Annotated in this window: 17 protein-coding genes and 3 tRNA genes; 9 read left to right on the top strand and 11 right to left on the bottom strand. The window is 56.0% G+C overall.

What is annotated here, in order from left to right; all coding sequences use genetic code 11:
- The first annotated feature begins 105 nt into the window (after positions 1–105).
- Positions 106–1,017 (top strand): isopenicillin N synthase family dioxygenase, encoded by a 912-nt coding sequence (locus ACR0ER_RS01010; protein ID WP_480767331.1) that lies wholly within the window; start codon positions 106–108, stop codon positions 1,015–1,017.
- On the opposite strand, the gene ACR0ER_RS01005 is transcribed toward ACR0ER_RS01010, so the two are convergent.
- Entirely contained in the window at positions 1,014–1,379 is a 366-nt protein-coding gene (locus ACR0ER_RS01005) for a HesB/IscA family protein (RefSeq protein WP_170329955.1), read from the bottom strand. The two genes, ACR0ER_RS01010 and ACR0ER_RS01005, sit on opposite strands and share 4 nt — an antisense overlap.
- A 180-nt stretch (positions 1,380–1,559) precedes the next feature.
- Between ACR0ER_RS01005 and ACR0ER_RS01000 the strand changes: the two genes are divergently transcribed.
- Positions 1,560–1,886, top strand: a complete 327-nt coding sequence (locus tag ACR0ER_RS01000) for a hypothetical protein (RefSeq protein ID WP_254437905.1) — start codon at positions 1,560–1,562, stop codon at positions 1,884–1,886.
- Between the two features lie 227 nt (positions 1,887–2,113).
- Here the strand turns inward: ACR0ER_RS01000 and ACR0ER_RS00995 are convergent, their stop codons facing one another.
- The 3 genes from ACR0ER_RS00995 to ACR0ER_RS00985 form a co-directional block, all read right to left on the bottom strand.
- Positions 2,114–2,476 carry an SUF system Fe-S cluster assembly protein gene (locus tag ACR0ER_RS00995; RefSeq protein WP_170329956.1) on the bottom strand — a complete coding sequence of 121 codons (363 nt, stop codon included), beginning with the start codon at positions 2,474–2,476 and terminating at the stop codon, positions 2,114–2,116.
- 96 nt (positions 2,477–2,572) lie between these two features.
- Positions 2,573–2,851, bottom strand: a complete 279-nt coding sequence (locus tag ACR0ER_RS00990) for an NfeD family protein (protein WP_480767330.1) — start codon at positions 2,849–2,851, stop codon at positions 2,573–2,575.
- Positions 2,851–3,741 carry an SPFH domain-containing protein gene (locus ACR0ER_RS00985; RefSeq protein WP_170330220.1) on the bottom strand — a complete coding sequence of 297 codons (891 nt, stop codon included), beginning with the start codon at positions 3,739–3,741 and terminating at the stop codon, positions 2,851–2,853. Before ACR0ER_RS00985 ends, ACR0ER_RS00990 begins: the two co-directional genes overlap by 1 nt.
- 184 nt (positions 3,742–3,925) lie before the next feature.
- Between ACR0ER_RS00985 and ACR0ER_RS00980 the strand changes: the two genes are divergently transcribed.
- The 4 genes from ACR0ER_RS00980 to lon all read left to right on the top strand — a co-directional run bounded on the left by ACR0ER_RS00980 (position 3,926) and on the right by lon (position 9,169).
- Positions 3,926–4,837, top strand: coding sequence for a nucleoside hydrolase (locus ACR0ER_RS00980; RefSeq protein WP_480767329.1), 912 nt, complete (start codon positions 3,926–3,928; stop codon positions 4,835–4,837).
- Between the two features lie 64 nt (positions 4,838–4,901).
- Positions 4,902–6,032 (top strand): tRNA guanosine(34) transglycosylase Tgt, encoded by a 1,131-nt coding sequence (gene tgt, locus ACR0ER_RS00975; protein WP_480767328.1) that lies wholly within the window; start codon positions 4,902–4,904, stop codon positions 6,030–6,032.
- A gap of 91 nt (positions 6,033–6,123) precedes the next feature.
- Positions 6,124–6,537: a DUF6636 domain-containing protein gene (locus ACR0ER_RS00970; protein ID WP_480767327.1), complete on the top strand. Its 414-nt coding sequence runs from the start codon at positions 6,124–6,126 to the stop codon at positions 6,535–6,537.
- Between the two features lie 223 nt (positions 6,538–6,760).
- A complete protein-coding gene (gene lon, locus ACR0ER_RS00965; RefSeq protein ID WP_480767326.1) occupies positions 6,761–9,169 on the top strand; it encodes an endopeptidase La in 2,409 nt (802 codons plus the stop codon).
- Positions 9,170–9,354: 185 nt separating this feature from the next.
- On the opposite strand, the gene ACR0ER_RS00960 is transcribed toward lon, so the two are convergent.
- The 3 genes from ACR0ER_RS00960 to ACR0ER_RS00950 form a co-directional block, all read right to left on the bottom strand.
- Positions 9,355–10,431 carry a hypothetical protein gene (locus ACR0ER_RS00960; protein WP_480767325.1) on the bottom strand — a complete coding sequence of 359 codons (1,077 nt, stop codon included), beginning with the start codon at positions 10,429–10,431 and terminating at the stop codon, positions 9,355–9,357.
- Positions 10,432–10,618: 187 nt separating this feature from the next.
- Positions 10,619–10,693: transfer RNA gene (locus tag ACR0ER_RS00955), tRNA-Val, on the bottom strand.
- Between the two features lie 132 nt (positions 10,694–10,825).
- Positions 10,826–11,554, bottom strand: a complete 729-nt coding sequence (locus ACR0ER_RS00950) for a porin (protein ID WP_480767324.1) — start codon at positions 11,552–11,554, stop codon at positions 10,826–10,828.
- A 338-nt stretch (positions 11,555–11,892) separates the two neighbouring features.
- On the opposite strand from ACR0ER_RS00950, the gene ACR0ER_RS00945 reads away from it, so the two are divergent.
- The 3 genes from ACR0ER_RS00945 (at position 11,893) to uvrA (ending at position 15,125) form a co-directional block, all read left to right on the top strand.
- A tRNA-Asp gene (locus ACR0ER_RS00945) sits at positions 11,893–11,969 on the top strand.
- A gap of 44 nt (positions 11,970–12,013) precedes the next feature.
- Positions 12,014–12,090: transfer RNA gene (locus ACR0ER_RS00940), tRNA-Asp, on the top strand.
- Positions 12,091–12,266: 176 nt separating this feature from the next.
- A complete protein-coding gene (gene uvrA / locus ACR0ER_RS00935; RefSeq protein ID WP_480767323.1) occupies positions 12,267–15,125 on the top strand; it encodes an excinuclease ABC subunit UvrA in 2,859 nt (952 codons plus the stop codon).
- 11 nt (positions 15,126–15,136) lie between these two features.
- Here uvrA and ACR0ER_RS00930 read toward each other — a convergent pair whose 3' ends face one another.
- From ACR0ER_RS00930 to ACR0ER_RS00915, 4 genes are all read right to left on the bottom strand, one after another.
- On the bottom strand, positions 15,137–15,466 hold the full coding sequence (locus ACR0ER_RS00930; protein ID WP_480767322.1) for a hypothetical protein: 330 nt from the start codon (positions 15,464–15,466) through the stop codon (positions 15,137–15,139).
- A gap of 99 nt (positions 15,467–15,565) precedes the next feature.
- Complete coding sequence (gene mmsB, locus ACR0ER_RS00925; RefSeq protein ID WP_480767321.1) at positions 15,566–16,438, bottom strand: 3-hydroxyisobutyrate dehydrogenase; 873 nt, start codon at positions 16,436–16,438, stop codon at positions 15,566–15,568.
- A 3-nt stretch (positions 16,439–16,441) separates the two neighbouring features.
- Positions 16,442–17,482 carry an enoyl-CoA hydratase/isomerase family protein gene (locus ACR0ER_RS00920; protein WP_480767320.1) on the bottom strand — a complete coding sequence of 347 codons (1,041 nt, stop codon included), beginning with the start codon at positions 17,480–17,482 and terminating at the stop codon, positions 16,442–16,444.
- A gap of 7 nt (positions 17,483–17,489) precedes the next feature.
- Positions 17,490–18,632 carry an acyl-CoA dehydrogenase family protein gene (locus ACR0ER_RS00915; RefSeq protein ID WP_480767319.1) on the bottom strand — a complete coding sequence of 381 codons (1,143 nt, stop codon included), beginning with the start codon at positions 18,630–18,632 and terminating at the stop codon, positions 17,490–17,492.
- Positions 18,633–18,695: the final 63 nt, after the last annotated feature.

The raw sequence follows: 18,695 nt of genomic DNA, 5'->3' as shown, positions 1-18,695 counted from the left end.
ATAGTTGTTCTTCAAACCCGATAGCACCGCCAGCCCGGGCTGACAATTCCGGTTGCAGAGCGGGCTGCAAAACGGCAGTGTCCGCGCGCGGAAAGGAACGGGCGTATGATCGACAACCTTGATCTGACAAAGCTGGACCAACGTGATCCAGTCGAACTTGCCAAGCTGCTGCGCGCGGTGGGTGAGGTGGGTTTTCTGACCGTCTCAAATACCGGGCTGGATAGTGACCGTGTGCGTCAGGTTTTGGGCGCGTATCGTGAGTTCTTTCATCTGCCAGAGGTCGAGAAGAAACGGGTTGATATGGCTCTGACCGGATCCAATCGCGGCTGGGGCGCGTCGCGATCCGAGCAGGTTGATCCAGAAGCGAACCCCGATTTCAAAGAGGTGTTCGATTGCGGTTATGAATTGCCTGCGAACAGCCCATATGCGGCTGCGGATCTGGGTGTGTATGCCCCAAACCTGTGGCCGGATCGTCCGACCGCGTTCAAGGGCACGATCCAGACCTATTACACGGATGCCTGCGCGGTTGCGATGCGGGTTCTGCGCGCGATTGCCGTTGCGCTGGGGCGCGAAGAGAATAGCTTTGACACCGCGTTTGATACTCCGATGGCGTTGTTGCGCGGCAATTTCTATCCGCAACGCCCGGATTGGGCCGGAGAGCGCGACTTTGGCATCGGTGCCCATACGGATTACGGCTGTCTGACCCTGCTGGCGACTGACGGCACCTCGGGGCTTGAAGTTCGGATGCCCGACCACAGCTGGGCAAAGGTCGAGGCCGCGCCGGAGACCTTCATCATCAATTTTGGTGAAATGCTGGAGTTCTGGACGGCGGGTCAAGTCAAGGCCACTCTACACCGCGTTGTGGGAGGTTCGCAGGAACGCCTGTCCGTGCCGCTGTTTTTCAACCCGTCCTACGATACCAATGTGGCACCGCCGAACTCTGATAAGACCATTCGCGCCGGCGATCATCTGACGCGCCGGTTCAATGAGACCTACGTCCACCTTCAGGCATCTTAGGATTGGGGCGTCAGCCCTTCGTCGAACTTGATCGACTCGCCGCAACCGCAGGCATCGACAACGTTCGGGTTGCGGAACTTGAAACCCGATTCCAGCAGAGAGACTTCATAATCGATCTCAGTCCCGAACAGGAACATCTGGGCCATCGGTGCGATTATGACCCGCGCGCCGTCCTGTTCGACGACCTCGTCATTCGGGTCAGCCTGATCGACATAGTCCATGGTGTATTCCATGCCGGCGCAACCGCCTTTTTTGACTCCAATGCGCAAGCCAGCGTGACCACCTGATTTCATCAGGCGGACAATCTGCTCTGCCGCTTTGGGCGTCATAGTCACGGCCTGTTTGCCGGGAATGCCGAACATTGTGATCTCCGTTGTCGCGCGTAAATCCCAATTTAGTGCTGACAGGGCGATGGCTCAAGGCATAGCAGTGCTGCTTACCTAACTTTTCTGCCGTCCAAGGAATGGTGCTTGCCTTTTGAAAGCAGGTGACCTTAGCTGAGCGTATCGGTTTTCAGACGGTCTGGAATAAGGTGAGGTGGGATGGTTAAAGGCAAAGTTATGCGCAAAAACATAGTATTGGCGTCTATTCTTGCGCTGGCTGCAGGTGCGGCGTTGGCCGAAACTGCGCAAAAAACGCATCCGGTCAATTGCGCCACCGCGGAAGGTGATTTACGCGCGATTGCGGCCGAGAAAAAACACGCGCAGGATCAACAGCTTGAAAGTGTAGCTGCCCTTACTCCCGCCGGGGCGCTTTTGGGATTGGTGACCGGCACTGAAAACAAGAGGCTGTCCATGTTAGCCGGCGATTATGTAAATGCGCTGGATGAGCGTGCCGCTAAAATCAAGTCTGAGTGTGGCGTTCAGTAACCCTTTCAATACAATAAGAAAAGACCGCTCCCGGGCAAGAGCGGTCTCTTATTCATGTCGTCCGGCCGGGGACCATGGGGGACGTGAAAATCCTCCCGGCCTGTGCTGTGGCGCAATGGGATGCAAATAACAGCACGCCAGGACTATTCCCAGAGTTGGTAACGGTTTTCCGACGGGTTAGTAACAGAAAGATAAATCTTTTGCGACAGGGGGTTATTTCGCCAGGCTTACATAAAGCCAAGTTCCAGTCGCGCCTCGTCTGACATCATCTCCATGCCCCAGGGCGGTTCCCATGTCAGTTCGACGTCAACTTCCTTGATACCTGCGACGGGTTCAATCGCTTCGACGATCCATCCGGGCATGTCCCCGGCAACCGGACAACCTGGGGCAGTCAACGTCATGATGACCTTCACCGCGTTTTCCTGCGTGATGTCTATCGTGTAGATCAAACCCAGATCGTAGATATTGACCGGTATTTCAGGGTCAAAGACCGTACGGCAGGCTTCTACCACTGCGTCGTACAGGGGATGCTCAATGGACGAAGGCGCAATCAGCGGTGTGCCTTCCAGATGTTCACTCGGATGAGTCATTCGTGCCTCGGGTCTGGTTCCTGAGCAATTATATAGGGAAAGCCTGAGGCAGCGTCCAGAGGTGCAATGACGCCCCCTGAGGGGCGCCTGCATGTCTTAGTCATTGATGTCGTGCCGGAAGGTTTTCACCTGACAATGGGGCAGGGAGTAGACACGCCGCAGCACCAACCACGCGATCAAGGACAATGCCGCGAAAATCAGCAACAAAACCGGCAGCGAGGGTACCATTCCCGGGATGACCAGAAGCAACCCGGTGATGGCTGCCCCGATTGCAAAGCCCAAAAAGATAAATCCGGGCAGGACAATCTCGAGAATCCCAAGCGCCAGCGCTGCGGCCAGCCAGATCCACCAGGTCAGCCAGAAGGGATCGGCCATTATTTTCCTCCTCTCAGCATCTTGAAGGCATCGCCAAAGGCCTCAAGCGCGTTGGCGGGCACAACGATGGTTTGCGATCCGGTGCCATTGCCCAAGGCGTTCAGTGCCTCGACCTGTTTCAGGGCAACCTGGTACTGCGCGGCCTCGATGCCGTTGTCCTGAATCGCCTTAGCAACGACGCCGGTTGCATAAGCCTCAGCCTCGGCCTGGATGCGGCGGGCCTTTGCGGTTTGCTCGGCGGCATACAACTCGGCATCGGCGCTGAGTTCAACTGCACGCTTCTGGCCTTCAGCTTCGGTCACCTGTGCGCGGCGGGCGCGCTCGGCGTTCAGCTGTTGCAACATCGCGTCACGGGTTGCCTGATCCAGGTTCACGTCCAGAATCTCGGCGCGGGTCACTTCGATGCCCCAGTCATCAACGGCGGTTTCGACGCTTTCCTGAATGCGGGTGATCAGCTGCGCACGGTTCGATTGGACCTCATCCAGATCCATTTTACCGATTTCCGCCCGAACGATACCAGCCACGGTTGTCGCAATCGCACCATCTACGTCACGAATACGATACACCGTCTTTTCAGGTTCGAGAATGCGGTAAAACACCGAGGTGTCGATCTGCACCAAAACGTTGTCTTTGGTGATCGCATCCTGCGTTGCATTTGGTAACTGGCGCTCAAGGATGGATATCTTGTGGCGGGCAACATCCAGAAAAGGAACGATAAAGTTGATGCCCGGACCAAGCACCGAGTGCAGGCGTCCGAACCGTTCGACCACGTATTTCTCAGATTGCGGAACGATCTTGATGCCCTTGAAAATGACAACGATGATCAAAACCGCTGCCAGCAAATAAATGATGTTTGACGTCAACAATCCAATAATCTGGTCTTCGTTAATGCCTATCATATCTGTCCTCTTTTATTGTGTACTATAGTATACATGTGGGGATTGAGTCGCCCGATTTCAATTCTGGTATGGGGTGAAAGATCATAGAAGCAAATCTATGAAGTTACGGATGCAAGTTGGATGTTACGGAATGTGACCGCTTTGCATCCTATCGTGTTTGCGGTATCGGGCAGGGATGAAACTGATCCTCGATACAGACCCCGGCATCGACGATGCCATGGCGATTGCTTATGCCGTTGCCGCGCCCGAAATTGACCTGATTGGGCTAACCACGGTGTTCGGCAACACCCATGTACATCAGTCCAGCCGCAATGCACGGTTTTTGTTGGATAAACTGGGCCTGGACGCTCCGGTGGCCGAGGGTGCCTCACACGCGCTGGGGCAGAGTCATCACGCCCCGTCCGAACACGTGCACGGCCCAGAGGGCTTTGGCGACATTAGTGAAATTCCTGAAATCGGCGCAAACCACGATATGTCTGCGGCCGAGTTTCTGGTTGATACGGCGCGCCGCCAAAAAGGCGAGTTGGTCGTCTGTGTGGTTGGCCCGTTGACTAATGTCGCGCTGGCGATGCAGTTAGACCCTGAGTTTGCTCTCAATATCAGTCGGTTGGTTGTCATGGGTGGCGCGGTTTTTTGTCCCGGCAATGTGAATCCACACGCTGAGGCCAATATCTACCACGACGCCCGGGCCGCCGATATTGTCTTTGCCGCGCCGCCGGAAACCATTCTGGTGGGGTTAGATGTGACGTTGAAAACCCTCTATGAAACCGCCGATTTCGAGGCGCTGGCCAAAAGGTCCCAAGATATGGGTGGGTTTCTGCGCGATATCTCAAAGTTCTATCTGAATTTCTACAAAGAGGTCGGCGGGCTGGAAGGCTGCGGCCTGCACGATTCAACTGCGGTGATTGCCTGCACACACGAGCCGATGTTCGAGATGGTTGAAACCGGCCTGAGCGTGGTGACTGAGGGGCCAGAGATGGGCGCGACCCGTCCCGATCTGTCCCGGCCCGCGATCCGCGTGTGCCGGGATGTGGACGGGGCAGGGGTCGTGCATCTGTTTACAGAGCGCGTCGCGTCACTGCCCTGACGGGTTGCAATGGTCCGACAGATCAGGCACATCCCACCCGTTTCAGCGACCCCGAGGCAACCCCATGACCGAGCGTTTTTCTTTTGACCTGAAAGCCACCGACGGCAAGGCCAGAACCGGCGTGATCAATACACCGCGTGGCGAGGTGCGGACGCCCGCCTTTATGCCTGTGGGTACTGCGGCGACGGTCAAGGCGATGATGCCAGAAAGCGTACGCGCCACCGGGGCGGATATCCTATTGGGCAACACCTATCACCTGATGCTGCGGCCCACGGCGGAACGCATCGACCGATTGGGCGGTTTGCACAAGTTCATGAATTGGAAACGTCCGATCTTGACAGACTCGGGTGGATTTCAGGTCATGTCGCTGGCCGGGCTTCGGAAACTGACCGAAAAAGGCGTGACCTTCAAATCTCACGTGGACGGGTCCAAGCATGAACTGACGCCCGAGCGGTCGATGGAGATCCAGCGTCTGCTGGGCTCGGACATCGTCATGTGTTTCGATGAATGCCCAGCCTTGCCTGCGGATCGGGATCGCATCGCCGAGTCGATGCGCCTGTCGATGCGGTGGGCCGAGCGGTCGCGTGAAGCGTTCGGAGATCGCCCGGGCCATGCATTGTTCGGCATCATGCAAGGCGGTTTGGAACAGGACCTGCGCGAGGAAAGCGCCGAGGCGCTCAAGCAGATCGGGTTCGAAGGCTATGCTGTCGGTGGTCTGGCCGTGGGCGAGGGGCAGGAGGCCATGTTCGATTGCCTCGACTACGCCCCCGATTTCCTGCCGGTCGACAGGCCGCGCTACCTGATGGGCGTTGGCAAACCCGACGATATCGTGGGCGCCGTTGCGCGCGGCATCGACATGATGGATTGCGTGCTGCCTTCACGTTCAGGCCGCACAGGGCAGGTGTTTACCCGGCATGGTGTCGTGAACATCAAAAACGCCCGCCACGCCGATGATCCGCGCCCGTTGGACGAGCATTGCACATGCCCGGCCTGTTCGAACTATTCCCGCGCGTATCTGCACCATGTGTTCCGCTCGAACGAGATGATCTCGGGCATGCTGCTGACCTGGCACAACCTGCATTACTTTCAGGAAATCATGCAGGGCATGCGTGATGCCATCGCGGCGGGTACGTTCGAAGCATGGCAGGCCGAGTTCCACGCGCAGCGGGCGCAGGGAGATATCGAGCCGCTCTGACAAGCGGACCGTTGGTGACAAAACGCTGTTGTCTTGCTAGTTTAGGCTCAGATTAATCAAGTCAGTTTCAGGTTTTATATTGGTGGTTCTTATGCCTCGATTTGTGCTTTTTTCAGCCTTTTTCGCATTGTTAACGTCAGTCTCTCATGCAGATGTCTGGACGTTTGAAACGCCGTCCGAAAACATCCAATGCTCGGTCGGGCAAGAACTGAATGGATCGGACATTTACTGCACCATTATTGAACGCCGGGGCACCCCCGCCATGCCGCGCCCTGCGGATTGCCAGTCGGATTGGGGGCATGATTTCTTCATGTTGAATACCGGACCGGTTCAGATGATGTGCCAACCGCTCAACCGAAATCGCGACGGATTCAGCAGGGCCGAATATGGCGTAACCGGAGAATTTGGTGGGTTCACCTGCCATTCCTCGAAAAAGGGGTTGGAGTGTAGGAATCAAGACGGTCACGGCTTTTTCCTGTCCCGCGCGGTCCAAAGGGTGTTCTAGCGCGCGCTTTTTCAACTCGGTTGGTATGTTTTTTTAAAATCGGTGGATATGTCCACCGGACGCCTTGCAGTCCGGAAAACCTCGGGTCATTCTGAAACGCGATAAACGACGGTAAGGTTGAAAAAGGGCGATGAGGCCCCACCTTTATCGTCCAAGACAGGAGATGGCCAAGCGTTGCCTTATTCAGGGACCGGAGCCATCTTGCCAACGATAAGGATTGAGCATGCAAGAGCCTCTGAATTCCTCATACCCCGTACTTCCGCTGCGCGATATCGTGGTGTTCCCACATATGATCGTGCCGCTGTTCGTGGGTCGGGAAAAATCCGTCCGCGCACTGGAAGAAGTGATGCAGGACGACAAGCAGATTCTGCTGTCCAGCCAGATTGACCCCGGTGATGATGATCCGGCCATTGACGGTATTTACCGTTCCGGCGTTCTGGCCAATGTTCTGCAATTGCTGAAGCTGCCCGATGGCACCGTAAAGGTGCTGGTCGAAGGGCAGGCGCGCGTGCAGATTACCGAATTTCTTGAAAACGAAGAGTTTTTCGAAGCCCGCGCCGAGTATCTGACCGAAATTCCGGGCGATGTCACGACGACCGAAGCGCTTCTGCGCACCGTCGCGGATGAGTTCGAGCGTTATGCCAAAGTCCGCAAGAACATCCCCGAAGAAGCTCTGACAGCCGTCGGTGAAACCACCGAGCCTGCTAAGCTGGCCGACCTTGTGTCAGGCCATCTGGGCATTGAGGTAGAGCAAAAGCAGGAACTGCTGGAAACGCTCTCAGTCAGTGAGCGGCTTGAGAAGGTCTATGGCCTGATGCAGGGTGAAATGTCCGTTCTGCAGGTCGAGAAAAAGATCAAGACCCGCGTCAAATCCCAGATGGAGAAGACGCAGCGAGAGTATTATCTGAATGAGCAGATGAAGGCCATTCAGAAGGAACTTGGCGATGGTGAGGATGGCAGCAACGAAGTCGCCGAGCTGGAAGCCAAGATCAATGAGACCAAGCTGTCGAAAGAGGCGCGCGAAAAGGCTGAAGGCGAGCTGAAAAAGTTGCGTAACATGAGCCCGATGTCGGCTGAGGCCACCGTCGTGCGCAACTATCTGGACTGGATCCTGTCGCTGCCGTGGGGCACCAAGTCCCGCGTCAAAAAGGATTTGGGTCGCGCGCAGGACATTCTGGACGCTGATCACTATGGGCTTGAGAAGGTCAAAGAACGGATCGTCGAATACCTCGCGGTACAGCAGCGTTCGAAAAAGCTGAAAGGCCCAATCCTGTGCCTTGTTGGCCCTCCGGGTGTGGGTAAGACATCGCTGGGGAAATCGGTTGCCAAGGCCACGGGGCGCGAGTTTATCCGCATCTCGTTGGGTGGTGTACGTGATGAATCCGAGATCAGGGGTCACCGTCGGACCTATATCGGCTCGATGCCTGGTAAGATCATCCAGGCACTGAAAAAGGCGAAAACCACGAACCCGCTCATCCTGCTCGACGAGATCGACAAGATGGGGCAGGACTTCCGTGGTGACCCGGCCTCAGCCATGCTTGAGGTGTTGGACCCGGAACAGAACAGCACGTTCATGGATCACTATTTGGAAGTCGAATATGACCTGTCCAACGTGATGTTCCTGACCACGTCAAACAGTTACAACATGCCTGGGCCTCTGCTGGACCGGATGGAGATCATCCCTCTGGCCGGTTACACCGAAGAGGAAAAGAGCGAGATCGCCAAGCAGCACCTGATCGGCAAGCAGGTCAAAAACCATGGTCTGAAGGCCAAGGAATTTGAACTCACCGATGAGGCATTGCAGAAAATCATCCGCACTTACACCCGCGAGGCGGGCGTGCGGAACCTCGAGCGTGAAATCGCCAAGGTGGCGCGGAAATCGCTGACCAAGATCATCAAGAAGCAGGCGGAAGAGGTCACTGTGACGCCCGACAATCTTGATGAGTTCCTGGGCGTGCCCAAGTTCCGTTATGGTCTGGCCGAACAGGACGATCAGGTCGGTGTTGTCACCGGCCTGGCGTGGACGTCGGTCGGTGGCGACCTGTTGCATATCGAGGCGCTGAAACTGCCCGGCAAGGGGCGGATGAAGACCACTGGTAAGCTGGGCGACGTGATGAAGGAATCCATCGATGCGGCTTCGTCTTATGTCAGGTCAATCTCGCCCCGGATCGGGGTGAAGCCGCCGAAGTTCGACACGTTGGATATCCACGTCCACGTTCCGGATGGGGCGACGCCAAAGGACGGCCCGAGTGCCGGTCTGGCAATGGTCACTTCGATCGTGTCGGTGCTGACCGGGATTCCCGTGCGCAAGGATATCGCAATGACCGGTGAAGTTTCGCTACGCGGCAATGCAATGCCGATTGGCGGGCTGAAAGAGAAGCTGCTGGCAGCGCTGCGCGGTGGAATCAAAACGGTTCTGATCCCCGAAGAAAACGAGAAAGATCTGGCAGAAATTCCGGATAACGTGAAAGAGGGACTGGAAATCATTCCGGTCAAACACGTTTCGGAGGTTCTGGAACATTCTCTCGTGCGCAAGCCTGAGCCGATTGAGTGGGACGAGGCTGCGGAAGAAGCCGCGGCGGCCGCTGCTAAGGCGTCTGAGGACGCTTTGCCTTCGGCAACTGCGCATTGATCTGAAATGGGAGAGACGGGGCGACAGCCCCGTCATTCATCTATCACATTTGCTTTCTTGCGTTTTTCAGCTGCAAAAGGTGTAACCTTAGATTTTGAATAGGCTTGTTCCTGCTGCCGTGTATCACGGTTGCTCAAGAAATGATCGACCTATCTGCGCGACGTTCTGAAATTGGCTAAAGTGGATTAAGCCGTTTTACCAAAAGGCAAGGATCGCAACCATTTTCTAAGGGTGGGATTTAAACTGAGATAGGTCTGCAAAAGGCGGCTTACCATCTGCTCCAGTTGTTCATCGCTTACTTGTACAACGTCCTGAACGTCATCTCCGACCTGAGGCTTTTTAGCGAACTCACCTCTCTCAAGGCGGCTATAGTCTAGATTCGGGAAAACGATGCCATAGCGATCTCGTAGGTCTAATGGCCCAGTGCCTGAATAATCTGTATATTCGGCGACCTCAGGTCGAAGCATGGGACGAGGCAGGTTTAACCTCTTCTCTACACGGCGTAACTGATTAATGAACCTTAGTGTTTGCTTGTTAATTCGGTCATCTTGGTCCGCGTAGAAATGCCTTCGAAACTGCTGCATCAACACCATTCCTTCAGCAGACAGCGATTCATTGGTCGAGATTTTTTTTGCGGCCTTCGATACGATTCCCTGCAGGTCTGGCCTATGCAGCGACATAAAGTCAGAAATAATGTCGCCGCCGACCAAAGCTTCGCGGTTGAACAAGCGAACGGAGAATTGCGAATTCGAGAAAAACTCTGAATATGCGTCAAGATTGGCAGTTATGTTGTAGTTTCCGGGCTGTCGAAACGTAGAGGATGCTCTTAAACGCTGCTGAGTAGCGGACAAATAGTAGCTGGATGGCCCCCTGACATACGCGACGAATTCCGGATTTTCGATTCCGACCTGCTTCAGCAAAAACCGGAGCTTTTCCAGCCCGGCATGGTATTGACCCACAGGCCATAGGTATTCGGAAGAGAGAATTAAAAGATCAGAATCGTGCCCTGAAATCTGACTTTTCAATTTTTCAAGAAAAACCTCAACGCGTGAGTTGAGTTCTTGTTCCGAAAATCTTCGAAAACGTCTCGGAGCAACCTCATAAGGGCGAACTGCACCAGCAAGCAGCCCGTGGTTCACTTGTTTGCCTTGAATTGGATATAGCACACCATTTTTGGCCAACTCTTTGCGTGCACCGCAAAGGGCCTTTTGGAGCGCCGTACTGCCTGTCTTAGGCATTCCAATGTGAATGATCGTCTTCAATAAACCTGCTCGTTTGGCTCACAGAGTATTGGGCATAGCCGTAGCTCGGTCTCTGAGTAAACGCAAGTTGCCCAACGTAATGATCAAAATGGCCGAAACAGCGAGGTTCTTTTTCGAGCGTCAGGTCAATTGCCGTCTTTTCAGACCTGCGAACCAAATTAGTGGCGCTCAACAATTGCGAAAGTGATGGTGGGTGATAAGAGATTTGAACTCCTGACATCTTCGATGTGAACGAAGCGCTCTACCACTGAGCTAATCACCCGTAAGGCGGCGTATTACAGAGAGTCCTCAGCCTGCGCAAGAGGCCGGCCGACAGATTTGTCGACCGGAAAAACGCGGCACTTGCAGTTGCCGCAAATGCAGTTTGCGTTGGGAACTACCCCATGACAGCAGGTTAGAGGCCCGGAAGCTTGTCTACAACGCCACGTCGGCTAAAGGTCGTGCCGCGTTTGTTGCCGAGGTTCATGCGAACCCCCACGGCGACATAAGCTTCGTTTGAGCTACCAGACGCGATAGGGGTCGAAATATGAGCAAACCCAAGATTTCCATAGATCATGGCGTTTTCCCTCACGTAGTAGTCTGCACCAATCGTGTAGAGGTCATAGTCGAGCAGGCCGTAGAGGTTGTCTATCAAGTCATAGCTGAGAGTGAACTGCCATTGGTCGCTAACGTCCGTCGAAACGGCGATACCAAAGAGCGTTCCATCAACATCAGAAAAATCGACCACTTGCTGACGACCGAGATATGCCTCGACTTCGGCTGGCCCGGCGTCAAAACCGGCTTCGACACCATAGAATTCAAGGTCTGGTCCATCTACGTAGTCACGCCCATAGTAGGCGCCAAGAGAAGCGCTAACGCTTGTGTGCAAATTGGCATGCAGGGTCCAGCTGGACGCGTTTTCGTCGGCGTCCTGAAAACGATACCCGCCAAGGTCCAATTGCGTGCTGAATGAGCGTGAGAAGGCCAATTCGCCAGACCCGTTGAGGTTGAATGAATTTCCAAAGTCACTGTCTGTAAAAGTCGAGTACCCCAAATCCAGATAACCACCAGTTACCTCTACTGCATGGGCCGCCGTAGTTGAAATAGATGCGGTCAACATGCAGTAAATAAACACGTTTTTCACGTTTCTTCTCCGTTTGTTTTATTGTTTTGCAAAGTGTCTAAATGAGAACACTTTGCGGGTGCAGCACTACATTTCAGTATTGGGGATGTGTATTGCGTCGCAGCAATTTCACTGTGCTGTTGCGTCGGTGACACATTCGAAGGTTGAATAGGGGGCGAGGTATTTCAGCGTCGCCGGAAATGCACGGCACCTGGGGATATTGGTGCAACTCAGACCGGTACGTAGTTGCCTCTCGTCAGGGAAAATTCGCGAATTCGGAAAAAACTTCAAAACGCCGCTTGACGCTGCCCGAGCGTAGCCATAATACACCCCAACGTTCAGCAACGAACGGGCAGCGGGCGGTTGTAGCTCAGTTGGTTAGAGTACCGGCCTGTCACGCCGGGGGTCGCGGGTTCGAGCCCCGTCAACCGCGCCATCGCTGCCATCCTTGGTCCAGGATAAAGGCCATGAAATAGATGCGCGGTTGTAGCTCAGTTGGTTAGAGTACCGGCCTGTCACGCCGGGGGTCGCGGGTTCGAGCCCCGTCAACCGCGCCATTTCCTTCCGAAAGCGATGAAATTTCCACCCCTTTTTGGGGCCATGTTTTGTTTCGGGGTTTTGATGTCAGGAGATGTCGGCAATAATCCGGTAGTTCACACTTTGTTCTAACTTTTCTGTTGGAGACTCGGTGTGGCTCGCCTATTTCTAGGACACTTGTGTGTTGGGGGCCAAAATGGCTGAGCTTAAGAATATTGAGGTGCGCGGCGCGCGCGAGCATAACCTCAAGGGAATCGACGTGGATATCCCGCGCGACCAGTTGGTTGTGATCACCGGGTTGTCAGGCTCGGGCAAGTCTTCGTTGGCCTTTGATACGATCTATGCTGAAGGTCAACGTCGTTATGTCGAAAGCCTATCGGCCTATGCGCGCCAGTTCCTAGACATGATGGAAAAGCCGGATGTGGATCACATCAGCGGCCTGTCTCCGGCGATTTCGATCGAACAGAAAACCACGTCGAAGAACCCACGCTCAACCGTTGGTACGGTCACCGAGATTTACGACTATCTTCGTCTGCTGTTTGCCCGTGCGGGCACGCCCTACAGCCCCGCCACCGGTCAGCCGATTGAGGCGCAACAGGTGCAAGACATGGTTGACCGCATCAAGGGCGAAGAGGAGGGAACGCGCGGCTACCTTCTGGCGCCCATCGTGCGGGACCGGAAGGGGGAATACAAAAAAGAGTTCCTTGAACTCCGCAAGCAGGGTTTTCAGCGCGTGAAGGTGGATGGTGAGTTCTATGAACTCGACGAGCCGCCCACGCTGGACAAGAAATTCCGCCACGATATCGACGTCGTTGTTGATCGTCTGGTCGTTCGGCAAGGGATGGAGACACGTCTGGCCGATAGCCTGCGGACCGCTCTGGATTTGGCGGATGGCATTGCGATTCTGGAAACCGCACCGCGTGAGGGTGACCCCGAACGCATTACCTTCAGCGAGAATTTCGCCTGTCCGGTCAGCGGGTTCACGATCCCCGAGATCGAACCGCGCCTTTTTTCGTTCAACGCGCCGTTCGGGGCCTGTCCGGACTGCGACGGGCTGGGCGTCGAGCTGTTCTTTGACGAACGGCTTGTGGTGCCGGACCAGACGTTGAAACTCTATGACGGAGCCTTGGCCCCGTGGCGCAAAGGCAAGTCGCCCTATTTCCTGCAAACAATCGAGGCCATTGCGCGCCACTACAAGTTTGACAAGAACACGCCGTGGAAAGACTTGCCCGCGAAAGTGCAGCAGGTTTTCTTGCGTGGGTCGGGCGACGAGGAAATCCAGTTCCGTTACGACGAAGGTGGACGGGTCTATCAGGTCACCCGCAGCTTTGAGGGCGTGATCCCCAATATGGAGCGGCGCTATCGCGAGACCGACAGTGCTTGGATTCGGGAAGAGTTTGAACGCTACCAGAACAACCGACCGTGTGGCTCGTGCGAAGGGTATCGCCTGCGTCCAGAGGCTCTGGCGGTTAAGATCGCTGGTCTGCATGTTGGGCAGGTTGTGCAGATGTCGATCAAAGAGGCTTTGGCCTGGGTTGAGGATGCGCCGAACCATCTTAGCGTTCAGAAGAACGAGATTGCGCGAGCGATTCTGAAAGAAATTCGCGAACGTCTGGGTTTCCTGAATAATGTGGGTTTGGAATACCTTACGCTGTCCCGTTCAAGTGGCACTCTTTCTGGCGGTGAAAGCCAGCGTATCCGTCTGGCCAGCCAGATCGGGTCCGGCCTGACCGGGGTTCTGTATGTGCTGGACGAACCTTCGATTGGCCTGCACCAGCGAGACAATGATCGCCTTCTGGGCACGCTTAAGAACCTACGCGATCAGGGCAATACCGTGATCGTCGTCGAACATGACGAAGAGGCCATTCGCGAGGCGGACTACGTCTTCGATATCGGCCCCGGAGCCGGTGTACATGGCGGACAGGTGGTCAGCGAAGGCACGCCCGAACAGATCGCATCCGACGCGGCCTCAATGACCGGTCAATATCTGGCCGGTACGCGCGAGATCTCCGTTCCGTCGAAACGGCGCAAGGGGAATAAGAAAAAGGTCTCGGTGGTCAAGGCGACCGGGAACAACCTGAAGAACGTTACCGCAGATTTTCCGCTGGGCAAGTTCGTCTGTGTGACCGGCGTGTCCGGCGGCGGTAAGTCGACCCTGACGATTGAAACGCTGTTCAAAACCGCCTCGATGCGCCTGAACGGTGCGCGGCAGACACCTGCGCCCTGTGAGACAATCAAAGGGCTGGAGCATCTGGACAAGGTCATTGACATTGACCAGCGCCCGATTGGGCGGACTCCGCGTTCGAATCCAGCGACTTACACCGGGGCCTTCACCCCAATCCGTGACTGGTTCGCTGGTCTGCCCGAGGCGAAGGCGCGCGGCTACAAGCCCGGGCGGTTCAGTTTTAATGTCAAAGGTGGCCGGTGCGAAGCCTGTCAGGGCGATGGTGTCATCAAGATCGAGATGCACTTTCTGCCCGACGTCTATGTGACCTGCGAAACCTGCAAAGGTGCGCGTTATAACCGCGAAACGCTGGAGATCAAGTTCAAGGGCAAGTCTATCGCCGATGTCCTTGATATGACAGTGGAAGACGCGCAGGAGTTTTTTAAGGCCGTGCCGTCGATCCGTGACAAGATGGACGCATTGGCACGAGTTGGTCTGGGCTATATCAAGGTCGGTCAACAGGCGACCACACTGTCCGGTGGTGAGGCGCAGCGGGTCAAGCTGTCCAAGGAGTTGTCGAAACGTTCAACAGGGCGGACGCTGTATATCTTGGATGAACCGACCACTGGGCTGCATTTCGAAGACGTTCGTAAGCTGTTGGAAGTGCTGCACGAATTGGTGGATCAGGGGAACACGGTTGTTGTGATCGAACACAATCTGGACGTCGTGAAAACCGCCGACCATATCATCGACATCGGACCCGAAGGCGGTGATGGCGGGGGCGCGATCGTGGCGACCGGAACGCCCGAGGATGTGGCCGCCGTCGAACGCAGTCATACCGGCCGGTATCTGAAACAAATGCTGGATGGGGCGCGGGTCGCGGCGGAATAGGGGCGCGATTCTCAGTATAGGATGTCGACCACCGCTCCGATCAGGTTCAGCACCTTTCGTGTGTCCGGATCAACGCGATAGACATAGTCGCCAGCACGGATGTAGCTGCCTCGGTTCAGACCATAGCGGTAAGGATCGTTGATCCAACGATAGTCCCGATTGATGTAGTCACCCGTACGATACAGGTTTTTGACCTGTCCCGGCGGCACGCAGGGCACGGCTTTCTTTGCCAGACCCGGCGGGCAGTGTCCGGCTTTGCCTTTGCCGTTCCCGGCCATGGTCATGCCAGAGCTGAGCGCAAGCGCCAGAATTGCCGTCGAAATGGTAAATACGCGCGACATCTTGCTTCCTTTCGCGTGAACACTGTGGCCAAGGATAGATGGCCGCAGCCGGTCTGCGGGTCAACCCCATGGGCAGGAAGCCGCCCATGGGGTCCGCTCTTAGCCTCGTCCGCGTTTTTCGAACCTCGGCAACATGGCCGAGAAGTCCATTCCTAGCCCGTCTTCGGCCTCGACGAATTTCTCATAGAGCGCGGTAGCAACCTGACCCATCGGCGTGTCCGCATCCGCGCTCTCCGCAGCCCGTTGGCTGAGCCGCAGATCCTTCAGCATCAGTTCGGCGGCAAAGCCGGGCTTGTATTCGTTATCCGCCGGGCTGGTCGGGCCGACGCCTGCGGCAGGGCAATAGGCATTCATCGTCCAGCTATAGCCCGACGACGTGCTGACAACGTCAAACATCTTTTGCCGGTCCAGCCCCAGTTTGTCAGCCAGCGCAAAGGCCTCGCAAGTGGCGATCATGGTGACGCCCAGGATCATGTTGTTGCAGATTTTCGCGGCCTGACCGGCACCGGATTCGCCGCAATGAACGGCTTTCTGGCCCATGATGTCAAACAGGGGCTCGGCCTTGGCAAAGGCATCGTCGCTGCCGCCGGCCATGAAGGTCAGCGTGCCAGCGGCCGCGCCACCGATCCCGCCCGAGACCGGAGCATCAACCGCGAGGACACCGGCCTCTTTTGCCTGATCTGCAACGACGCGGGCGCTGTCAACGTCAACTGTCGAACAGTCGATCCAAACAGACCCAGACTGCATCACAGGGATGATTTCATTTGCCACTGCGCGCAGGATTTGTCCGTTCGGAAGCATCGTGATGACGATGTCGGCACCTGCGGCCGCATCGGCACCCGAACCGGCCATGGTGACGCCCGCAACATCAACATCGGCCATGTCAAAACCCGTCACCTCATGCCCGGCCTTGGCCAGGTTGGTGGCCATTGGGTTGCCCATGTTACCAAGCCCGATAAACCCGATTTTCATCTCTTATGTCTCCTCAAAAGTCAGCATGTCTTTGCCCAGTGGCTGCAACATCTTTGACACAGTGACCGCTGGCACGACCTGATCGGCAAACTGCCAGCGCGGTGTGCGGTCCTTGTCAATGATCTGGGCGCGAATGCCTTCCAGAAAATCTCCGTGCTCCATTGCCCTGAAGGTATAGCGGTATTCCAACTCCAGCGCTTTGCGCTGTGTCAGGCTGGGGGTGCGCAAACGGTGTAGCATCTCAACCGTACACGCCATGGAAAGAGGCGAATTACGGTCCATGAATTTGCGCGCCTCAATGGCTACTGAGTGATCGGAATGGGTCAGGGTGTTCAGGATGTCCCCGAGAGTTTCACCGTCAAAACTGGCATCGATCTCAGGTTGCTGTTGCTCCAACTCGCTTTTGGGTGGCACCGCCGAGTGTTTCTGCAGCATCTCGGTGTCCCCCGATGCCTCGAGCATCTCAATCAGATCGGACCACTCGGCGAGGGGAATGTAATGATCAGCGAAACCGGCAAAGATGGCGTCTCCGGGCCCCATTCGGTGACTGGTGGTGCCCAGATACTCACCCAGCCGACCGGGGGCCAGCGCCAGCATCAAAGTGCTGCCGACATCCGGAACCAGGCCAATGGAACATTCAGGCAGAGCGATCCGAGAGCTTTCACCAACGACGCGATGACTGCCGTGGCAGCCGATGCCAACGCCGCCACCCATAGTGAAACCTTGAAGGAAACTGACGACCGGTTTGGAGTATTCAAAGATCAGCGCGTTCAGACGGTATTCATCCCGCCAGAAAGTGCGGCCGTAATCGTAAATCCCCTTGATGCCGGTTGCGTAGAGGTCGGCAATGTCTCCGCCTGCGCAAAAGGCCTTGTCGCCCTCGGCATCCATGATCACCAGATCCACAGCGTCGTCTTCACGCCAGTTCCGCAGCGCCGTGTCGATCGCCATGCACATATCATAGGTCAGCGCGTTCAGTGCTTTGGGGCGGGTCAGGGTGATGCGCCCGGCGCGGCCAGTGATACGGATGTCGATGTCAGGCATGGGCTCCTCAGCGGTCTGCAAGCATTTGTCGGGCGACAATGACCCGCATGATTTCGTTCGTGCCTTCCAGAATCTGATGCACGCGGAGATCGCGGACCAGTTTCTCGATTCCATAGTCCGCCAGATACCCGTAGCCACCATGCAGTTGCAGACACTGGTCCACAACCTTGGACCCGGTCTCGGTTACGAATTTCTTGGCCATGGCGCAGAATTTGGTCGCATCTGGTGTGCCCTGATCCAGTTTCCAAGCCGCCTGCCGCAGGAAGGTGCGGGCGGCTTGCAGTTCGATCTCCATATCGGCCAGCCGGAATTGCAGCGCCTGAAATTGGTCGATGGATTGGCCAAAGGCTTTGCGTTCCGACATGTATTGCAGGGTCATGTTCAGCCCGGTCTGCGCGGCCCCCAGCGAGCAGGAGGCGATGTTCAACCGCCCGCCATCCAGCCCCATCATCGCATATTTGAAACCGTCGCCCTCAGTGCCAACAAGGTTGCCTGCCGGGATTTTGCAGTCGTCGAACTGCACCTGCGCCGTGGGCTGGCTTTTCCAGCCCATCTTCTGTTCCAGCGCGCCAAAGGTGAGGCCGGAGGTGCCGTCTTCAACATAGACCGTCGAGATTCCCTTGGGGCCATCCTGACCGGTGCGCACCATGCAGACATAAGCGTCAGAATAACCTCCGCCCGAGATAAAGGCCTTGGTGCCGTTCAGTGTGTAGCCTTCATTGGTGCGATCCGCTCGGGTTTTCAACGCGGCAGCGTCCGAGCCCGATCCGGGTTCAGTAAGGCAGTAGCTGAGCACTGTTTTCAGGCTCAGCACATCGGGCATGATGCGGGATTTCAGATCGTCGCTGGCGAAGCTGTCCAGCATCTTGGCGCACATATTGTGGATCGACAGGAACGCCGCGACCGACGGGCAGGCCATCGAAAGTGCCTCAAACACTAATGTGGCATCCAGACGAGACAGGCCCGAACCGCCGCTGTCTTCCGAGACATAGAGGCCACCGAACCCCAGCTCTCCGATCTGGGGCCAGAGGTCTTTGGGGATAGTGCCGTCGGCCTCCCACTGGCGGGCGTAGGGTGCGATGTTGTCCTGCCCGAAATCGTAGGCCATATCGAAGATCGCGGTTTGCTCTTCTGTCAGTGCAAAATCCAAGGGTTGCCTCCCACGCTGTCGAATGAATTGAACGACTGTTTATTTCTGAATTCTTACAGAAGT

The organism is Ruegeria sp. CH8 (genome assembly GCF_056536985.1).
This window is presented reverse-complemented; position numbering and strand designations above follow the sequence as displayed.

Bases quoted from the DNA above. Each gene is read 5' to 3' on its own strand.
- ACR0ER_RS01010 (WP_480767331.1), top strand. From the start codon at position 106: ATGATCGACAACCTTGATCTGACAAAGCTGGACCAACGTGATCCAGTC.
- ACR0ER_RS01005 (WP_170329955.1), bottom strand. From the start codon at position 1,379: ATGTTCGGCATTCCCGGCAAACAGGCCGTGACTATGACGCCCAAAGCG.
- ACR0ER_RS01000 (WP_254437905.1), top strand. From the start codon at position 1,560: ATGGTTAAAGGCAAAGTTATGCGCAAAAACATAGTATTGGCGTCTATT.
- ACR0ER_RS00995 (WP_170329956.1), bottom strand. From the start codon at position 2,476: ATGACTCATCCGAGTGAACATCTGGAAGGCACACCGCTGATTGCGCCT.
- ACR0ER_RS00990 (WP_480767330.1), bottom strand. From the start codon at position 2,851: ATGGCCGATCCCTTCTGGCTGACCTGGTGGATCTGGCTGGCCGCAGCG.
- ACR0ER_RS00980 (WP_480767329.1), top strand. From the start codon at position 3,926: ATGAAACTGATCCTCGATACAGACCCCGGCATCGACGATGCCATGGCG.
- tgt (WP_480767328.1), top strand. From the start codon at position 4,902: ATGACCGAGCGTTTTTCTTTTGACCTGAAAGCCACCGACGGCAAGGCC.
- ACR0ER_RS00970 (WP_480767327.1), top strand. From the start codon at position 6,124: ATGCCTCGATTTGTGCTTTTTTCAGCCTTTTTCGCATTGTTAACGTCA.
- lon (WP_480767326.1), top strand. From the start codon at position 6,761: ATGCAAGAGCCTCTGAATTCCTCATACCCCGTACTTCCGCTGCGCGAT.
- uvrA (WP_480767323.1), top strand. From the start codon at position 12,267: ATGGCTGAGCTTAAGAATATTGAGGTGCGCGGCGCGCGCGAGCATAAC.
- ACR0ER_RS00930 (WP_480767322.1), bottom strand. From the start codon at position 15,466: ATGTCGCGCGTATTTACCATTTCGACGGCAATTCTGGCGCTTGCGCTC.
- mmsB (WP_480767321.1), bottom strand. From the start codon at position 16,438: ATGAAAATCGGGTTTATCGGGCTTGGTAACATGGGCAACCCAATGGCC.
- ACR0ER_RS00920 (WP_480767320.1), bottom strand. From the start codon at position 17,482: ATGCCTGACATCGACATCCGTATCACTGGCCGCGCCGGGCGCATCACC.